The sequence below is a fragment of the Thioalkalivibrio sp. ALJ4 genome, assembly GCF_000377225.1.
In the GTDB taxonomy this organism is placed as follows: domain Bacteria; phylum Pseudomonadota; class Gammaproteobacteria; order Ectothiorhodospirales; family Ectothiorhodospiraceae; genus Thioalkalivibrio.
The window spans coordinates 633,171-649,680 of sequence record NZ_KB897917.1 but is presented as its reverse complement, the minus strand read 5'-3'; the positions used below and the strand labels follow the sequence as shown (position 1 = coordinate 649,680).

At 65.9% G+C, this 16,510-nt stretch carries 15 protein-coding genes; 4 read left to right on the top strand and 11 right to left on the bottom strand.

What is annotated here, in order from left to right; genetic code table 11:
- Nucleotides 1–105: 105 nt before the first annotated feature.
- Genes rsmD through C936_RS0103105 form a run of 3 tightly spaced genes read right to left on the bottom strand, consistent with a single transcriptional unit; the run spans nt 106 to nt 3,423 of the window.
- Nucleotides 106–717 (bottom strand): 16S rRNA (guanine(966)-N(2))-methyltransferase RsmD, encoded by a 612-nt coding sequence (gene rsmD, locus C936_RS0103115; protein ID WP_255325690.1) that lies wholly within the window; start codon nt 715–717, stop codon nt 106–108.
- On the bottom strand, nt 701–2,035 hold the full coding sequence (locus tag C936_RS0103110; protein WP_018175148.1) for a pitrilysin family protein: 1,335 nt from the start codon (nt 2,033–2,035) through the stop codon (nt 701–703). Before C936_RS0103110 ends, rsmD begins: the two co-directional genes overlap by 17 nt.
- Nucleotides 2,035–3,423: a pitrilysin family protein gene (locus C936_RS0103105; RefSeq protein WP_018138229.1), complete on the bottom strand. Its 1,389-nt coding sequence runs from the start codon at nt 3,421–3,423 to the stop codon at nt 2,035–2,037. The genes C936_RS0103110 and C936_RS0103105 overlap by 1 nt, the downstream gene beginning before the upstream one ends.
- A gap of 89 nt (nt 3,424–3,512) precedes the next feature.
- On the opposite strand from C936_RS0103105, the gene ftsY reads away from it, so the two are divergent.
- From ftsY to rpoH, 4 genes are all read left to right on the top strand, one after another.
- Nucleotides 3,513–4,556 (top strand): signal recognition particle-docking protein FtsY, encoded by a 1,044-nt coding sequence (gene ftsY / locus C936_RS0103100; protein ID WP_018138228.1) that lies wholly within the window; start codon nt 3,513–3,515, stop codon nt 4,554–4,556.
- 5 nt (nt 4,557–4,561) lie between these two features.
- Nucleotides 4,562–5,233: a cell division ATP-binding protein FtsE gene (gene ftsE, locus C936_RS0103095; RefSeq protein WP_018138227.1), complete on the top strand. Its 672-nt coding sequence runs from the start codon at nt 4,562–4,564 to the stop codon at nt 5,231–5,233.
- Nucleotides 5,230–6,159: an ABC transporter permease gene (locus tag C936_RS0103090; RefSeq protein ID WP_018138226.1), complete on the top strand. Its 930-nt coding sequence runs from the start codon at nt 5,230–5,232 to the stop codon at nt 6,157–6,159. The genes ftsE and C936_RS0103090 overlap by 4 nt, the downstream gene beginning before the upstream one ends.
- Before the next feature lie 103 nt (nt 6,160–6,262).
- Nucleotides 6,263–7,132, top strand: coding sequence for an RNA polymerase sigma factor RpoH (rpoH, locus tag C936_RS0103085; protein WP_018138225.1), 870 nt, complete (start codon nt 6,263–6,265; stop codon nt 7,130–7,132).
- Nucleotides 7,133–7,423: 291 nt separating this feature from the next.
- Here rpoH and ccoS read toward each other — a convergent pair whose 3' ends face one another.
- The 8 genes from ccoS to ccoN all read right to left on the bottom strand — a co-directional run bounded on the left by ccoS (nt 7,424) and on the right by ccoN (nt 16,327).
- Nucleotides 7,424–7,645 (bottom strand): cbb3-type cytochrome oxidase assembly protein CcoS, encoded by a 222-nt coding sequence (gene ccoS, locus C936_RS0103075; protein WP_018138224.1) that lies wholly within the window; start codon nt 7,643–7,645, stop codon nt 7,424–7,426.
- Nucleotides 7,646–7,676: 31 nt separating this feature from the next.
- On the bottom strand, nt 7,677–10,238 hold the full coding sequence (locus tag C936_RS0103070; RefSeq protein WP_018175147.1) for a heavy metal translocating P-type ATPase: 2,562 nt from the start codon (nt 10,236–10,238) through the stop codon (nt 7,677–7,679).
- 15 nt (nt 10,239–10,253) lie between these two features.
- On the bottom strand, nt 10,254–11,081 hold the full coding sequence (locus C936_RS0103065) for a FixH family protein (RefSeq protein WP_018138222.1): 828 nt from the start codon (nt 11,079–11,081) through the stop codon (nt 10,254–10,256).
- A 276-nt stretch (nt 11,082–11,357) separates the two neighbouring features.
- Complete coding sequence (gene ccoG / locus C936_RS0103060) at nt 11,358–12,758, bottom strand: cytochrome c oxidase accessory protein CcoG (RefSeq protein ID WP_018175146.1); 1,401 nt, start codon at nt 12,756–12,758, stop codon at nt 11,358–11,360.
- 160 nt (nt 12,759–12,918) lie between these two features.
- Nucleotides 12,919–13,842 (bottom strand): cytochrome-c oxidase, cbb3-type subunit III, encoded by a 924-nt coding sequence (ccoP, locus tag C936_RS0103055; RefSeq protein WP_018138220.1) that lies wholly within the window; start codon nt 13,840–13,842, stop codon nt 12,919–12,921.
- Nucleotides 13,839–14,057, bottom strand: coding sequence for a cbb3-type cytochrome c oxidase subunit 3 (locus C936_RS0103050; RefSeq protein ID WP_018138219.1), 219 nt, complete (start codon nt 14,055–14,057; stop codon nt 13,839–13,841). Before C936_RS0103050 ends, ccoP begins: the two co-directional genes overlap by 4 nt.
- A gap of 29 nt (nt 14,058–14,086) precedes the next feature.
- Entirely contained in the window at nt 14,087–14,821 is a 735-nt protein-coding gene (ccoO, locus tag C936_RS0103045) for a cytochrome-c oxidase, cbb3-type subunit II (protein WP_018138218.1), read from the bottom strand.
- A gap of 18 nt (nt 14,822–14,839) precedes the next feature.
- Nucleotides 14,840–16,327: a cytochrome-c oxidase, cbb3-type subunit I gene (gene ccoN, locus C936_RS0103040; protein ID WP_018138217.1), complete on the bottom strand. Its 1,488-nt coding sequence runs from the start codon at nt 16,325–16,327 to the stop codon at nt 14,840–14,842.
- Nucleotides 16,328–16,510 lie beyond the last annotated feature (183 nt).

The window sequence follows — 16,510 nt, the reverse complement described above, 5'->3', positions numbered from 1 at the left end:
AGCCTTCCCGTGCACCTGACGTTCGGGGACGCGCTCAGCCGGCGAAACAGGGCCGGCGGACGACGTTCCTACCGTAGCCAATGACCCGGCAAACTGCAAAACACTTCACGACTCGTCCTCGGCGCGACTGCGCGCAAGCAGGAGGCCCCGCGCCTGCCCGCAAACGCGTTCGCGCTCGATGTCCCAGCCGCCCTCCTGCACACAGCCCGGATCGGCCTCCGACTCCAGTTCGGCGTAGACGCGTGCGCCGGGGCTCAGCCAGCCCTGGGCGGCCAGCGCGGCCAGCGTCGGTGCCACCCGGCCCTGACCAAAGGGAGGGTCGAGAAACACGACATCGAAGGGGCCCGCCTCCGGGGGCTGTCCCAGCAGGCGGGCCACATCATCACGCCGGATGTGCACCTGGGTAGCCCCCAGGCGTTCACGGTTGGCCTCGAGCTGGGCCGCCGCCCGCGCGTCGCGCTCGACCAGCCAGACTTCACGCGCACCCCGCGAGGCGGCCTCGAAGCCCAGGGCGCCGGTGCCGGCATACAGGTCCAGTACTCGCGCACCCGGCAGCTGCGGCTGCAGCCAGTTGAACAGGGTCTCGCGCTGGGCATCCGCGGTCGGACGCAGCCCCCCGACGGATGGCACCGGCAACCACTGGCGGCGCCAGGCACCCCCAATGATGCGGACGCGGGCGCTGCGCCCTGGCGGGCCGCGCCTAGTCTTCCTGGCCACCGACAATGACCGTGACCAGGGCCTCGGGGTTGAGCCGGTCGGCCAGCTGGGCGTTCATGGTCTCCAGCTCCACCGCCTGCATGCGCTCGACATAGCGCTCCAGATAGTCATCGGACAGTCCGTAGAAACCGATCATGCCGAGCAGGCTGACGATGTCGCTGTTGGAGGCCAGCGACAATGGGAACGAGTTGATCACGTTCTCGCGCGAGGCCTCCATCTCTTCAGGATCCACACCCTCGGCGTGCCAGCGCAGGACCTGCTCGCGCAGGACCTCGACGGCATCGTCCGCCTGGTCCACGCCCGTCTGCATATTGATCACGAACGGGCCTTCGACCGCCATCGGCTGGAAGCGGCTGTGCACCGAGTAGGCCAGCCCGCGGGCGCTGCGCACCTCCTGGAACAGGCGCGAGGTAAATCCGCCCCCGCCCAGGGCATGATTGGCCAGCGTCAGGGCGAAGTGCGCCTCGTCGCCGCGGCGCAGGGCCGGGGCCCCCATAAAGATGTGCGCCTGCTCCGACGGGAACGCGATGCGCTCCTCCACCGGCTCCTCGCGCAATGGCACCGGCGGCAACGGGTCAACTGCATCGCCACGGGGCAGCGCGGCCGAGATCCGGGCGGCCAGCTCCTCGGCCTGCTCGCGGCTTACCCCGCCGGTGATCGCCAGCGAGCCGTTCCCCGCCGCGTAGTGACGCTCGAAGAAGGCCCGGGCATCATCGCGCGTGATCGCCTCCAGCGTATCGACCTCGCCGCCCGGCCAGCTGCCATAGGGGTGGTCTTCATACATCAGCTCGTAGAATCGCCGGCTGGCCACCACGGCCGGTTCCTGGCGCTCGCGCTGCAGGGATTGCAGGGCCTGGCGGCGGCTGCGCTCGAAATCGGCCTCGGGGAAGGCGGGGGCGGACAGTACGTCGGCCAGGGTGCCGACCGCTGTCTCCATCCAGTCCGGTTCGGTCAGCGTGCGCAGGCTGACGATCGCCATATCCCGCAGGGAGCTGGTACCGAAGCGGGCGCCGACCGACTCGAAGCGTTCGGCCAGTTCGGAGGCATCCATGTCCTCGGTGCCGTGGCGCAGACCACGGGAGGTCATCATCGCCAGCCCGGGCAGATCACCGTCGCGCGCCGCGCCACCATCGAAGGTCAGGCGCAGATCCACCATCGGCAGGTCCGGCGCCTCGACATACAGGACGCGCAGACCCTCGTCGGTTTCCCAGCGATCAATCTCCACCGCCTGCACCGGCATCACCAGCAGGGTCAGCGGGACCAGGGCCAGCGCCGCCAACCGGGAACGACGCGAGAGTTTCTTGAGTGCGTGCAGCATTAGTGATCCCCCTCCGGATAGCCGCCATCGAGATCCGGGGCGCCGTAAGGCCCGGGTGCCGGGGCCTCTTCGTCATCCATCGGCTGCGGGTCGAGGATCCCGACCGTGCGCCGCTCGGGCACCAGGTACTCGCGCACCACGCGCTGGACATCTTCGGCCGTCACCTCGCGTACCCGCTCCAGGAAACGATCGTTCTCCCGCCAGCCAACGCCAACAGTCTCGAGCATGCCCAGCTGGAAGGCCTGGGCACGCACGGAATCGCGTTCAAAGACCTCCGAGGCGATCACCCGCGCCTGCACGCGCTCCAGTTCGCGATCATCCACGGGTTCCTCGGCCAGGCGATCGATCTCGTCCAGCAGGGCCCGCTCCAGGGTCTCGACATCCGTGTCCGAGGTCGGCACGGCGGCGACCATGAACAGGTCGTCCAGCCGTGCGAACGGGCTGTAGCGCGCCGAGGTGGCGCTCGCCAGCTCCTGCCCCCGGACCAGCTCGCGCGCGAAGCGCGAGGCCTCGCCCGAATCCAGGATCCCGGCAGCCACCAGCAGAGCGTAGGCGTCCTCGTGCGAGTCCAGTGTATTCAGCACCGGGGTCTTCCAGCCCATCATCAGAAACGGGACCTGGGCCGGGGCCTGCACCGTAATCCGGCGTTCCCCGGCCTGCGGGGTCTCCCGGCGCGGCTTGGCCTCGGGCACATTGCCGCTGGGGATGGCACCGAAGTGCTTCTCGGCAGCCGCGATGACCTCGTCGGCATCGACATCGCCGACGACGACGACCACCGCGTTGCTGGGGTGGTAGTAGCGGTCATACCAGTCCTGCAGATCTTCCAGGGTGTAGGCCTCGATGTCGGTCATCCAGCCGATCACGGGCTGGCCGTACGGGTGGTTGAAGAAGGCCGTCGCCATCAACTGCTCGCGCAGCAGAGAATTCGGCTGATCCTCCACACGCAGGCGCCGCTCCTCCTGCACGACCCGCAGCTCCGGACGGAACTCGTCTTCCTGCAGCTTCAGGTGCCGCATGCGCTCGGCCTCCATGGCCATCACGGTCTCCCAGTGGTCGGAGCCGATCACCTGGTGGTAGCCGGTATAGTCGCGCCCGGTAAAGGCGTTCTCGCGCCCGCCCAGGCGCGCAACGATCCGCGAGAACTCGCCCGGCTCGTACTTCTCCGAACCGCGGAACATCATGTGTTCCAGCATGTGCGAGATACCGGTGATGCCGCTGTGTTCATCGGCGGAGCCGACGCGGTACCAGACCATGTTGGCCACCACCGGTGCACGCCGGTCCTCCAGGACCAGCACGGTCAGACCGTTGTCGAGCGTGGCTTCCACCACATCCGATTCGATCTCCAACTCCCCGGCCACGACACTGGCACTGATCAGCCAGACGGCCATCCATCCAACGAGACTTCCGAGCACTGCTCTACGCATTGCAATACGATCCCCGTGCTAGCATGAACACTTTCTACTGGACCACCTGAAACATGTTCGGTTTCCGCAAGAAGAAATCCGAAGAATCCGCCACGCCCAGCCCGGATACCACGCCGGAGGCCCCGCCGGAAACCGCGGCGGCACCCGAGCCGGAACCCGACGCGCAACCGGCCCGTGGCGGCTGGTTCCAGCGCCTGCGCCAGGGCCTGGCCAAGACCGGCCAGGCCCTCGGCGGCGACCTCAAGAGCCTGTTCCGGCGCAAGATCGACGACGAGCTGTTCGAGGAACTGGAAGAGCGCCTGCTCCTGGCCGATGTCGGCCTGGATGCGACCCAGCGGATCATGGATCGTATCACCCGCGAGGTAAAACGGCGCGAGCTGGACAACGCCGACGCGCTGATGGACGCGCTCGAGACCGCGATGGTGGAGATCCTGGAACCGGTCTCGCGGCCGCTGGATATCCCGCAGGCCGAGCGGCCGTTTTCGATCCTGGTGGTCGGCATCAACGGTGCTGGCAAGACCACCACGATCGGCAAACTGGCGCATCGCTTCAAGGACGAGGGCCGCTCGGTGCTGCTGGCCGCCGGGGACACCTTCCGCGCGGCCGCGGTGGAACAGCTGCAGACCTGGGGCGAACGCAATGGCGTCCCGGTGATCGCCCAGGGGACCGGGGCCGACTCGGCCTCCGTGGTCTACGACGGCCTCCAGGCCGCCCAGGCGCGCAAGACCGAAATCCTGATCGCCGATACCGCAGGACGCCTGCACACCCAGACCAACCTGATGGACGAAGTGCGCAAGGTGAAGCGCGTGATGGGCCGGCTGGACGAAAGCGCCCCGGACGAGGTGCTGCTGGTGGTCGACGGCGGCACCGGCCAGAACGCGCTGAGCCAGGCACGGCAGTTCCACGAGGCCCTGGGGCTGACCGGGATCGTGGTCACCAAGCTGGACGGTACCGCCAAGGGCGGCGTTCTGTTCGCGCTGGCCGAGCAACTGGGGGTACCGGTGCGCTTTATCGGCGTGGGCGAGAAGGCCGAAGACCTGCAGCGCTTTGATGCCCGCGCGTTCGTCCGGGCACTGCTGGGTCGCGAGGAAAACTAGCCGGCATGATCCAGTTGCAGCGCGTAACCAAGCGCTTTGGCAGCGCGGCCGATGCGCTGTCCAATGTCAGCCTGCGCGTGGATGCCGGCGCGATGGCCTTTGTCACCGGCCCGTCCGGGGCCGGCAAGAGTACGCTGCTGCGCCTGATCGCCGGTCTGGAACGCCCGACCCGCGGCCGCATCCGCGTGAACGGGCACGAACTGGACCGCCTGTCGGCTCGGGCCATCCCGCGCTTTCGCCGCAGCATCGGCCTGGTCTTCCAGGACCATCGCCTGCTGTTCGACCGCCCCGTGTTCGACAACGTCGCCCTGCCGCTGGAGATCCTGGCCTACCGTCGCCCGGAGATGCGCAAGCGGGTGCGCGCGGCGCTGGACAAGGTCGGGTTGCTGCACAAGGAGACGGTCAACCCGCGCACCCTGTCCGCAGGGGAGCAGCAACGCGTCGGCATCGCCCGGGCCATCGTGCACCGGCCGGTACTGCTGCTTGCGGACGAGCCGACCGGCAACCTGGACCCGGCCCTTTCGGAGGAGATCCTCGCGCTGTTCGACGACTTCAACCGCGTCGGCATGACCGCCCTGATCGCGAGCCATGACCAGGAACTGATCGGCCGCATGGGCAAACCGGTGCTGCACCTGGAAAATGGCCGCATCGAGGCTCGCGGCGGGGCGAGCGCATGAGACCCGGGCGCCGCCTGATTGATGCCCTACCGGCCTGGCTGGACAGCCACCGCGATGCCGCCCGGCGCAGTCTTGGCCGGCGACTGCAGGCCCCGGTCCTGAGCCTGATCACCATCGCGGTACTGGGCTTCATCCTCGCGCTCCCTGCCTATCTCTGGGTCCTGCTGGACAACGCGCGCGCCCTGTCAGCGCATGTCGACCACGACCCGCGCATCGCGCTCTATCTCGATCATGTCGACGAAGAGACGGCCGGGCGGCTCGAGGATGCGCTGGACGATGACGAACGTGTTGCTCGCTGGGAGCGCATCGACGCCGACACCGCACTGGGCGCCTACCGCGACAGCCTGCCGGACCCGGAACTGCTCGACTGGCTGGAGGACAACCCGTTACCGGACGTGATTGACGTCGTTCCCGCCAGCACCCAGCCGGATACGGTGGCGGCGTTGCGTGACGACCTGCGGGCGTTAGCGCCCGAGGCCGGGGTAGTCGCCGACGACGAGTGGGTGCGCCAACTCAACAGCCTGCACGAGCTGGGCCTGCGCATCCTGTCCGTGGTTGCCGCGCTGCTGGGGCTCGGCGCCGTACTGATCCTGGCGCTCGCCACCGCCTCGGAACTGCGCGAGCGCCAGGAAGAAATCGCGATCTCGCGCATCAGTGGCGCCACCCACCGGTTTCTGCGCCGTCCGTCGCTGTACGGGGGTGTGCTGACCGGGTTCGGTGGGGGTGTTTTCAGCGTTATCCTGCTGCTGGTGGGGGTCGCGCTGAGCCGCGAACCGCTGACCGAGGCGGCTGCCGCATTCGACCTGGAGTTCACCCTGCGCCTGCCGCATGCAGGAGATCTTCTGGGCCTGATCGTGGTGGGCCTGATACTGGGCTGGCTGGGTGCCCGACTGGGCAGCGGCCACGCGCTGCGCGACGCGCCTTGAGCGCATGCGAAACAGCAATAACTCCCGGAACTTTCAGCGGGTTTAGCACTCTACTGACACGAGTGCTAATCTCTGGCTTTATTCTCAGGAGGCATCCATCACGATGAACAGCAAGGCCCTGGCAACCGTGCATGCAGACCTGCCCGTTCCCGTCGGGAACCTGGACCATTACATGCAGGCGGTCAGCCGGATCGAGGTTCTGGACCCGGAACACGAGCGCGAACTCGCCCGGTCGCTGCAAGAACGCAGCGACCTGGACGCGGCGCGCCAGCTGATCCTGCACAACCTGCGCTTCGTCGTGCATGTGGCCCGCGGCTACCAGGGCTACGGCCTGCCCCTGGGCGACCTGATCCAGGAAGGTAACGTCGGCCTGATGAAGGCCGTGCGGCGCTTCGACCCGAACCAGGGGGTGCGCCTGGTCTCGTTCGCGGTGCACTGGATCCGCGCCGAGATCCACGAGTTCATCCTGCGCAACTGGCGCATTGTGAAGGTGGCAACGACCAAGGCGCAGCGCAAGCTGTTCTTCAACCTGCGCAGCGCCAAGCAGCGCCTCGGCTGGATGTCGAACGACGAGGTCTCGGCCGTCGCCCGCGACCTCGGGGTCTCCGAGAATGACGTCTGGGAGATGGAGCGGCGCCTGTCCAGTCAGGACGCAAGCTTTGATCCCGCGCCCGACAGCGACGACGAGCACAGCTACCTGGCCCCGGCGCAGCGCCTGAGCCTCGAGGACATGAGCGACGACCCGGCGCAGGTGGCCGAGGACGAGGACTGGGACCGCCATTACCAGGAGCGGCTGGCAAGCACCCTGGGCGAGCTGGACGAACGCTCCCGCGACATCCTGGCGCGCCGCTACATGAGCGAGCCCAAAGCGACGTTGCATGAACTGGCGGCCGAGTATGGCGTCTCCGCCGAGCGCATCCGACAGATCGAGAACAACGCGATCAAGCGCATCCGCACCGCCTTCGCCGACTGATTCGCTACCCAGGCAACCCCCCAACGAAAAAGGCCCCGACCGCTTATGCGATCGGGGCCTTTTTGATGGCTTCCGGCGCCGCTCACGCGGCGCGCGGGAATCCCTGGCTCAGCCGCCGAACAGGATCACCGAGAAGAAGCTGATCCAGGACCAGATGATCAGGGCGGCAGTGAACGTCAACGGGAAGTTCGCAAAGGTAAACCACTCACGCATAGCCAAAGCCCTCAACACACATCGATTTAAGAATGGGTAAAGGTTAAGCGGCAGGAGGCCCCGGCGCAAGTTTCCGGATCAGCGCGGTCGGTCTTCCGGGCGCTGCGTCTCCCTGGAAGTCTGGTCCTTCTCGTCGTCTTCGGTAGTCGGGATCCGCGGATCATCGTCATCCATCAGGATACGGTGCGCCGGACCCTCGAGGTCATCGTACTGACCCGACCGTATCGCCCACAGCAGGACCATCCCCACGACCAGGGCAAACAGCATCGCCAGCGGGATCAACAGGTAAAGAATCGACATGGCGACCAGTCTACTCGTCCTGCGCCGAGCCTCAACCCGGGGGCGAGGCAGACGCCTCGGCAGGCGCACGACTGGCGTGCTCGCGCGGAGCGGCCACACGGTCGCGCCCCGGACGCAGACGCAGGGCATTGCCCACCACCAGCAGGGAACTCATCGACATCCCCAACGCGGCCAGCCAGGGCGTGAGCAGGCCGGCAGCGGCAAACGGCAGGGCGACTGCATTGTAGCCGATGGCCCAGGCAATGTTCTGGCGCACGATTCGCGTCGTGCGGCGGGCCTGATCCAGTGCTTCCGGCAACCGATCCAGGCGGTCGGAAGTTAGCACGAGATCGGCCTGGGTCTGCGCCAGACGGGTACCACCACCCATGGCCAGGGAGACATCCGCCCCCGCGAGCACCGGCGCGTCGTTGATTCCCTCCCCGGCCATCAGCACGGTGCGGCCCTCAGCCTGGAGGTCGCGTACATGGCGCAGCTTGTCCTCCGGCGTCAGGCCGCCATGGAACCGGTCGATACCCAGGTGCTCAGCGAAGCGCTGCCCCGCCTCCGGACGGTCGCCGGTCAGGAGTATCACCTCGAGCCCGCGCGCGCGCAGCGTCGCGACCGTCTCGGCCGCCTCGGGTCGTGGTGTGTCGGCGAGCCAGAAGGTCGCAACCGGCTGACCATCCACCACCAGCCAGACCGGCGAGGCGAACGGACTATCCGCCGGGGCCTCGGCGGCCGGAGGGCCCGCTTGCGACAGCATTCCACGCCCCCCGATCGCCACCTCGCGCCCGTCAATCTGGCCGACCAGTCCACTGCCCGGCTCGTTATGGACGGCCCGGGCAGCCACGCCGGGGGCGGGCACGGCCTCACGGAAGGCCCGCGATAGAGGGTGTTCCGAATGGGCCTCCAGCGCCGCGGCCCACGTGCGCCAGTCCTGCCCTGGTGGCGGCGCCACATGATCCTGCTGTGCCACGAGGCGCGGGCGGCCCTCGGTCAGGGTGCCCGTCTTGTCGAGGCAGACGGTATCGACACGCGCCAGGGCCTCCAGGGTGCGGCCGCGCGTTACCAGGAGCCCCAGGCGTGACAGCGTGCCCGTGGTCGCGGTGAGCGCGACGGGTGTTGCCAGCGCCAATGCGCAGGGACAGGTGGCGACCAGCATCGCCACCATCACCCACAGCGCCCGGCTGGGGTCGATCCAGGCATACCAGACGAGGCCTGCGAGGGCGGTCAGGAGCAGGACCGCCCCGACAAACCAGCCGGTCCCGGTCTCGGCGAGACGGGCGATCCGGGGTTTCTCGCTCTGCGCGCGATCGAGCAGGCGCTGGATCGCGGCCAGCGTGGTCTCGGCGCCGACGCGGCGGACCTCCACGACCAGCGGCCCATCGACATTGACGGTGCCGCCCACGACTTCGTCGCCCGCGGCAACCGGCTCGGGATCCGGTTCGCCAGTCAGCAAGGCACGGTTAATGGTGGAACGCCCCTGGGCGACCACGCCATCGGCCGGGACCGACTCTCCGGGCCGGACGCGTACACGGTCGCCGGGGCTCAGGTCGCCAAGGGCCACGGGCTCCTCCTGGCCGCCGGCATCCAGTCGATGGGCCAGGGCCGGCACCAGTCGATCCAGGCGATCGATGGCCTGGCTCGCATGCTGTCGCGCGATCAACTCGAGGTAGCGACTGGTCAGCAGGAAGAAGACAAACATGACGACCGACTCGAAGTAGACATGCTCGCCGGTCCCGAGCAGGACCGCGTAAAGACTGGCCAAGTAGGTCACGATGATCGCCAGGCTCACCGGAACATCCATGCCGAGCCTTCGCTGGCGCAGATCGCGCCATGCGCTCTGGTAGAACGGGATAGCCGAGTAGAAGACCACAGGGGTAGTCAGGGCCGCTGCCACCCAGCGCATGAACTGCATCAGGTCGGCGTGCTGGGCGTCGTCCTCGCCCAGCCAGATGGCCAGGGCCAGCATCATCACCTGCATCATGCCGAGCGCGGCCACCCCGATCCGGCGCAGCGCCACACCGCGTTCGCGGGCGATCGCCTTCTCGCGGGTGCCCGGATCGTACGGGTGGGCGTGGTAACCGATATCGCGGATCGCCTTGAGGATCGCGGACAGGGCGATGCGCTCCGGGTCCCAGACCAGGCGGGCGCGATGGGTCGAGTAGTTGATGCTGAAGGCGATCACGCCCGGCAGGGACTGCACATGGCGCTCGTTCAACCAGACGCAGGCGGCGCAGGTGATCCCCTCGAGGATCAGTGCGGCCTCGAGCCGGGGGCCGCCGCTGGTGGCGGCGTCTGATGCCGGTGTCACGAACGAGCGCTGGACGGCCTCGGTATCGAAGAGTTCGAGCTCCCGCAGCTCGTCGGGGACCAGGGGTTCGCCGGCCTGCCCGGGCGGCGCCGGACGATGGTGATAGTAAGCGCCCAGGCCGCGCTCGATGATCGCGCCGGCGACGGCCTGGCAGCCGGGACAGCAGGTTGACTGCTCGCGTCCCTCGAACAGGACCGGGTAATGCGCACCGCCCGGAATCGGCAGACCACAGTGAAAACAGCCACCACCCGTGTCAGCGGGCGTGGCCGTGGAATCGGGCTCGGGGCGTGATCCGCTCACCGGCGGTCGGCGAGATTAGCTGGACTGGCCGCGAACGCGGGTGCGCGCCTGCTGTTCGACCAGCTGGCCGTCGTGTTCGATATGGAAGCGCAGGTCCCAGCGCCCCGGCGATGGCAGTGACAGCTCGACCTGATAGAGCCCTTCACCGATCGACTGCATCTCGAAGGCCTGGTCGCGGCGTTCGTCGGCGACCCACATGAACAGGCCACTGATATCGGCATCGGAGATCGGACGCCCCTCGGCATCCAGGACTTCCACCTGGAAGGTGGCGCTCTCCCCTTCGACCGGGGTTTCCACCCAGCCCTGGCGCACCTGCCAGCCCAGTTCGCGCTGTTCCTGGAGCCGCGTCATGCGGTGCACGGCGAGGGCCTCGTCGCGCTCCTGGATGCCGCCGACCGTCCCGGGGAAGGCCGAGGTCACGCGCTCGGCCGGCGTCTCGGGCTCGGGCAGCAGGGTGCCGATAAAGCGCTCCGGCATGCCGTTGTGGGCGAGCGTGATCAGGACCGCCTGGACCGACGCGATGATCGTAAAAAAGCCGACAATCACCAGCGGGGCCCAGTGCAGGCTGAACGATCCCTTCTGTCCGTCCTCGGCTTCCGCCTCCTTCTGGGTGAGGATGATGCCCAGCCCGTAGGGCACGATGATGTACAGCGCGAGATGGATCGCGAACACATCCGCGCCCTGCCAGGTGAGGATGGAGGTCGGGATGAACACGAACAGCATGATCGCCACCACCACGGCGGCCGTGTTGTAGGCGCGCAGACGGGTGAACTTGTAGATCAGCGCAAACAGCAGCGCGAGCGCGGCGCTGCCCAGTCCAAGGGAGATGACGAGATTGCTCATGATGTCTTCATCGTGTCGTTCCGGCGCAGCAGGGTATCACTCGGTTGGCGGCGCGCCAGTTTCGCCAGCCGGATTGTCGTAACTTACAAAAGCGCCGAATAAAGCCGTCCTGGCTTTCAGAGCCGCACGCGGCGCTTCACAGTCTTTCTGCCTTTGCACGAGCAAAGGGATTTGCAGCTTGCTTCGGCATCAACCACCTGCGGTGGTCGATTTCCGGCGGCACGTCCATGTGCCGCAGGGAAACGCCGATAATTCAGCGTTTCCCTGGCCGCGCGGTCAGCGGTGGCTGAAGCGGGCATCGGCCTCGACCGGGTCGATCCGTCCCTCGCGATCGCGGATCACGAAATAGAAGCGGAGCGGCGAATCCGCCCCGGCCTCCACGTCGTGGCGTATGCGGGCCAGTACGGTCAGCCGCTGGCCGGGTTCAAGCCGGATCTGCTCGACCTGGCCCAGGTCGAGCGTCGCGCCCTCGAGCCCATCGATATCGAGCGTAAAATCGAGCTCCTGGTCGGAGACGTTGTTCAGGCGCAATTCGTAGCTGTTCTGCACCCGACCGTCGGACATCTGCACGAATAGCGGCTGTCGCACCTGGTTGACGTTCACATCGACTGGCGGGCGCTCGAGGATGCTGAAGACCAGCGCGCCGATGACCACCAGCACCGCCGCCCCGTATCCCAGGGTCTTGCCCTTCAGCCAGCGGGTCTTGCCGCCTTCGAGCTCGCGCTCCGACGAATAGCCGATCAAGCCGCGGGGCCAGCCCTGTTTGTCCATGATGGTGTCGCAGGCATCAATGCACAGGGCACAGTGGATACACGAGACCTGCAGCCCATCGCGGATGTCGATCCCTGTAGGACACACCTGGACGCAGTACCCGCAATCGATGCAGTCACCGACCCCGGCCGCCTGTCGCTCCTCTCGGGTCTTCAGGCCCGCTTTCACCTTCGCGCGACCCGCTGAGCCCTCGCCGCGGTTCTGGTCATAGGAAACGATCAGGGTATCGCGATCAAACATCACGCTCTGGAATCGGGCGTACGGACAGATGAAGGTACAAACCTGTTCGCGCGCCAGCCCGGCAAAGGTGTACGTGGTGGCGGTCAGGAGTCCCGCAGTCACGTACGCGGCGAACCGGGCATCACCGCTGAAGAAGTCGCGTGCGAGAGTCGGGGCATCAGCCCAGTACAGTACGAAGCCGAGCCCCGTGGCAAAGGCGACGAGGAGCCAGGAGAGGTGCGTCGCGCCCAGTTTCCAGAGCTTCTCGACATTCCAGGGCTGCTTGGACAGGCGGAGACGGGCCGGCCGCTCGCCCTGGATCTTGCGCTCCAGGTACATGAACACGTCGGTCCAAAGCGTCTGGAAGCAGAAATAGCCACAGAAGACCCGACCCAGCACGCCGGTGACGAAGAACAGCAATAGCGCCGCGACGACCAGGAAGCCCGCCAGCCAGAAGATGTCCTGGGCGTAGACGACCAGATCAAACAGGAAGAACTGTCGGTTGGGGATATCGAACAGCACCGCCTGGCTCGGACCGTAGTCTCGGTCCCAGCGCAGCCAGGGGAGGCCAAAGAACACCCCGTAGGCCAGGAGAAGGATCCCGGTCTTGAGGTTGCGAAAACGGCCCTTGACCGATCGCGGGTGGATCGGAATGCGAGCCTCGTAGATTGGCTGGCCTTGCGCCATGAATCCTCCCGGGAATGAACCCGGCGTGCGCACACCACCATGTGCGAGGGAGTGTCTCCCCAACGGAAGCAGGGGCCCGGACGGCCGTCAAGAAACCCGTGCGGAACCCCTGTAGTGCGAACCGGGATTCACCCGCTGGTGAACCCCGGGCGCAATGCGTTTACTGACCGCCGCCCAGCGAATGGACGTACGCCGTCAGCATCTTGATCTCGTCGTCCGACAGGCGGTCGGCAAATCCCGGCATCTCGCGCTGGATGCCATCACGGACGAAGTTGGCCACCAGGCGCAGGCGCTCGGAGTCACTCTCCGCACCCTGCACGTCGATAAGGCCCCAGATGTTGTTGGTCAGATTCGGCGCGCCCTGTGAGGCCAGGCCCTGGCCATCCTCACCGTGGCACTGGAAGCAGCCGCCTTCCATGCCGGCGAAAATCCGCTCGCCGGCATCGGACATGTCGGAGTCAACGTCGTAATCATTCAGCGACAGGACGTAGGCCGCCACTTCGTTCATCTGATCGCGGGTCAGCGTGTCGCGATACCCCGGCATGTAGCCCAGACGACCTTCACGGATGGTGTGCTCGATCTGCTCGACCGTGCCGCCCCACTTCCAGTGGTCGTTGCGCAGGTTCGGATACTGCCCGATCACACCCGCGCCGCCGACCTGGTGACAGGCCGCACACCAGGTCCCGAAGGAACCCTGGGCGTACGCGTTGACGAAGCTCATGGAGTCGGCATCGGCCAGGATCGTCTCGTAGTCCTGGCTGGCGACCTGCTCCAGCATCTCGCGCTGGCGCACCGCGTACTCGCCGGTCTGCATGTCGCGCGCCAGCAGGGCACGGGTGTTCCAGTGCGTGGTGCGCTCTTCGCCGTTCACCTCGTAGGTGATGGTGGCAAAGCCCTTGGTGAAGCTGTCGCCGATAGGCCAGGCCGGATAGATCAGCCAGTAGACCAGCGCGAACACGACCGTGGCGTAGAAGCCCCACAGCCACCAGCGCGGGAGCGGGTTGTTGTATTCCTGAAGGTCCCCGTCCCAGACGTGCCCGGTGGTCTCGACCTGGTTCTTATCGCGGTTGTCCTGTGTGCTCATTGCTTTTCGCTCTCGGTTTTGTCGCGCCGGGCCGTGGGCTCCAGGTGCGAATCATCTTCTTCCAGAGGAATGTAGCGATACGTCTCGAACTTCTTGGCCCGGCTCGGCTTGGCGAACAGGTAAATCACGATCCCGATGAACGTGCTCATGAACAGCACCAGCGCAAACATCTTGCTGTTGCCGAGATCCGTAATCCATTCCCAGGCTGCTGCCATGTCTCCCAACCTTGGCCGGGCCGAATTCCCTAACGGAATTCGGCGAAGTGGCCGTCGTCGTATTCGCTGAAATCAACCATGGTGCCGAGCACCTGCAGGTAGGCCACCATGGCATCCATCTCGGAGATGAACGAGGAGTCGCCGTCAAAGTTCTCGGCCTGCGCCTGCTCGATCAGCATCTCTTCGGCGTTGTTGATGTCGAACATCCGGGCGTGTTGTTCGCCGAACTTCTCGACATTGGCCTCGTACTCTTCCTCGGTAATCGAGTACGGAACGCCGACGCGCTTCAGGGCACGCATGCGCGCCGCGACATCGGAGTAGTCCAGCGGCGTGGTCGCCAGCCAAGGATAACCGGGCATGATCGACTCGGGCACCAGCGACTGCGGGTCAATCAGATGCTGGACCTGCCATTCGTTGGAGTACTTGCCACCGACGCGCGCCAGGTCCGGCCCGGTACGCTTGGAGCCCCACTGGAACGGATGGTCGTACTTGGACTCCGCCGCCAGCGAGTAGTGGCCGTAGCGCAGCATCTCGTCACGGAACGGGCGCACCATCTGCGAGTGGCAGGTGTAGCAGCCCTCGCGGACAAAGATGTCACGCCCGCGCTGCTCCAGCGGGGTGTACGGGCGCACGCCGTCTACTTCTTCGATCGTATCGTCGATGTAGAACAGCGGGACAATCTCGACCAGGCCGCCCACACTGATCACCGCGAGCGTCAGGATGATCAGCAGGCCGGCATTGGTTTCAACGCTTTCGTGCTTCATGGATCTAGTCTCTCCCTATCAGGCCGTGCGGGCTTCGGCCGCGCGGGCTTCTTCACGCTCGCGAGCTTCGGACTTGATGCCCATGCGGACAGTCATGGCGACGTTCCAGGCCATGATCAGCATGCCGGCGAGGAAGAACCCGCCACCAATGGCACGCACCACATACGGACGATGCAGGAACACCACCGACTCGGTGAAGGTGTAGGCAAGGTTCCCGTACTGGTCGAAGGCACGCAGCATCAGGCCCTGACCGATACCGGCCACCCACATCGCGGTGATGTACAGCACGATCCCGATGGTCGCCAGGAAGAAGTGCACGTACACAAGCTTGAGGCTGTACAGGTTGACGCCCCACAGACGCGGGATCAGGTGGTACAGCGAACCGAAGGTGATCATCGCCACCCAGCCCAGCGCACCGGAGTGCACGTGGCCGACGGTCCAGTCGGTGTAGTGCGACAGCGCGTTCACGCTCTTCAGCGACATCATCGGACCTTCGAAGGTCGACATGCCGTAGAACGACAGCGCGGTGATCAGGAACAGCATGATCGGGTCGGTGCGCAGCTTATCCCAGGCCCCCGACAGGGTCATGATGCCGTTGATCATGCCACCCCAGGAGGGCAGCAGCAGCAGGATGGAGAAGGTCGCCGCCAGGGTGGAGACCCAGTCCGGCAGGGCGGTCCAGTGCAGGTGGTGCGCGCCCACCCACATGTACAGGAACACCAGCGCCCAGAAGTGGATGATCGACAGCTTGTACGAGTAGATCGGTCGACCGGCCTGCTTGGGCACGAAGTAGTACATCATCCCGAGGAAGGCCGCGGTCAGGAAGAAGCCCACCGCGTTATGGCCGTACCACCACTGACGCATCGCATCCTGCACGCCGGAGAACAGCGGGTAGGAGTGCGAGTGGAAGATGCCGACCGGCACTTCCAGGTTATTGAAGATGTGCAGCAGGGCTGTCGCCAGGATGAACGACATGAAGAACCAGTTCGCCACATAGATGTGCGGCTGGGTCCGGCGCAGCAGGGTCTGCAGGTAGATCCAGAAGTAGACCACCCACACGACCAGGATGATCAGGTCGATCTGCCAGTTGAACTCGGCGTATTCGCGACCCTGGGTGATCCCCATGGTGTAGGTGATCACGCCGAGGATCAGTGCCAGGTTCCACCCGTAGAAGGTGAAGCTCGCCAGCGAATCACCGTACAGCCGTGTCTGACAGGTGCGCTGGACGACATAGTACGACGTCGCAAACAGGGCATTACCACCAAAACCAAAGATGACCGCCGTGGTATGTACCGGACGGAATCGGCCAAAGGTGATCTGGGCGATATCGAAATTCAGGAACGGGAACGCGAGCTGCGAGGCAATCCAGACCCCGGCCGCCATGCCAAACACGCCCCAGAGGACGGCGGCAATCGCGAAACGCTTGACGATCGCGTAGTTGTACTGCTCGGTTGAAGCGACTGACGTTGCGGGTACGGAACCCGCCGTAGTGGCTGCTTGCGACATGACTTTTTCCACCTTGCTGCGGGGAACACGGATGTCCCGATGGTTTCGGGGGGCGTGAACTTTACCCCATTCCAGACGCACAAAAAACCAATACCGCCTGTAACACTCGGAATTAGCCCCAAGTCAGGCGGAACTTTCAGCGCCAGAGAGAATACATCTTTATGGCCTTGCTCTGCGAGGGGC

Bases quoted from the DNA above. Each gene is read 5' to 3' on its own strand.
- C936_RS0103110 (WP_018175148.1), bottom strand. From the start codon at position 2,035: ATGCTGCACGCACTCAAGAAACTCTCGCGTCGTTCCCGGTTGGCGGCG.
- C936_RS0103105 (WP_018138229.1), bottom strand. From the start codon at position 3,423: ATGGCCGTCTGGCTGATCAGTGCCAGTGTCGTGGCCGGGGAGTTGGAG.
- ftsY (WP_018138228.1), top strand. From the start codon at position 3,513: ATGTTCGGTTTCCGCAAGAAGAAATCCGAAGAATCCGCCACGCCCAGC.
- ftsE (WP_018138227.1), top strand. From the start codon at position 4,562: ATGATCCAGTTGCAGCGCGTAACCAAGCGCTTTGGCAGCGCGGCCGAT.
- C936_RS0103090 (WP_018138226.1), top strand. From the start codon at position 5,230: ATGAGACCCGGGCGCCGCCTGATTGATGCCCTACCGGCCTGGCTGGAC.
- rpoH (WP_018138225.1), top strand. From the start codon at position 6,263: ATGAACAGCAAGGCCCTGGCAACCGTGCATGCAGACCTGCCCGTTCCC.
- ccoS (WP_018138224.1), bottom strand. From the start codon at position 7,645: ATGTCGATTCTTTACCTGTTGATCCCGCTGGCGATGCTGTTTGCCCTG.
- C936_RS0103065 (WP_018138222.1), bottom strand. From the start codon at position 11,081: ATGAGCAATCTCGTCATCTCCCTTGGACTGGGCAGCGCCGCGCTCGCG.
- ccoG (WP_018175146.1), bottom strand. From the start codon at position 12,758: ATGGCGCAAGGCCAGCCAATCTACGAGGCTCGCATTCCGATCCACCCG.
- ccoP (WP_018138220.1), bottom strand. From the start codon at position 13,842: ATGAGCACACAGGACAACCGCGATAAGAACCAGGTCGAGACCACCGGG.
- C936_RS0103050 (WP_018138219.1), bottom strand. From the start codon at position 14,057: ATGGCAGCAGCCTGGGAATGGATTACGGATCTCGGCAACAGCAAGATG.
- ccoO (WP_018138218.1), bottom strand. From the start codon at position 14,821: ATGAAGCACGAAAGCGTTGAAACCAATGCCGGCCTGCTGATCATCCTG.
- ccoN (WP_018138217.1), bottom strand. From the start codon at position 16,327: ATGTCGCAAGCAGCCACTACGGCGGGTTCCGTACCCGCAACGTCAGTC.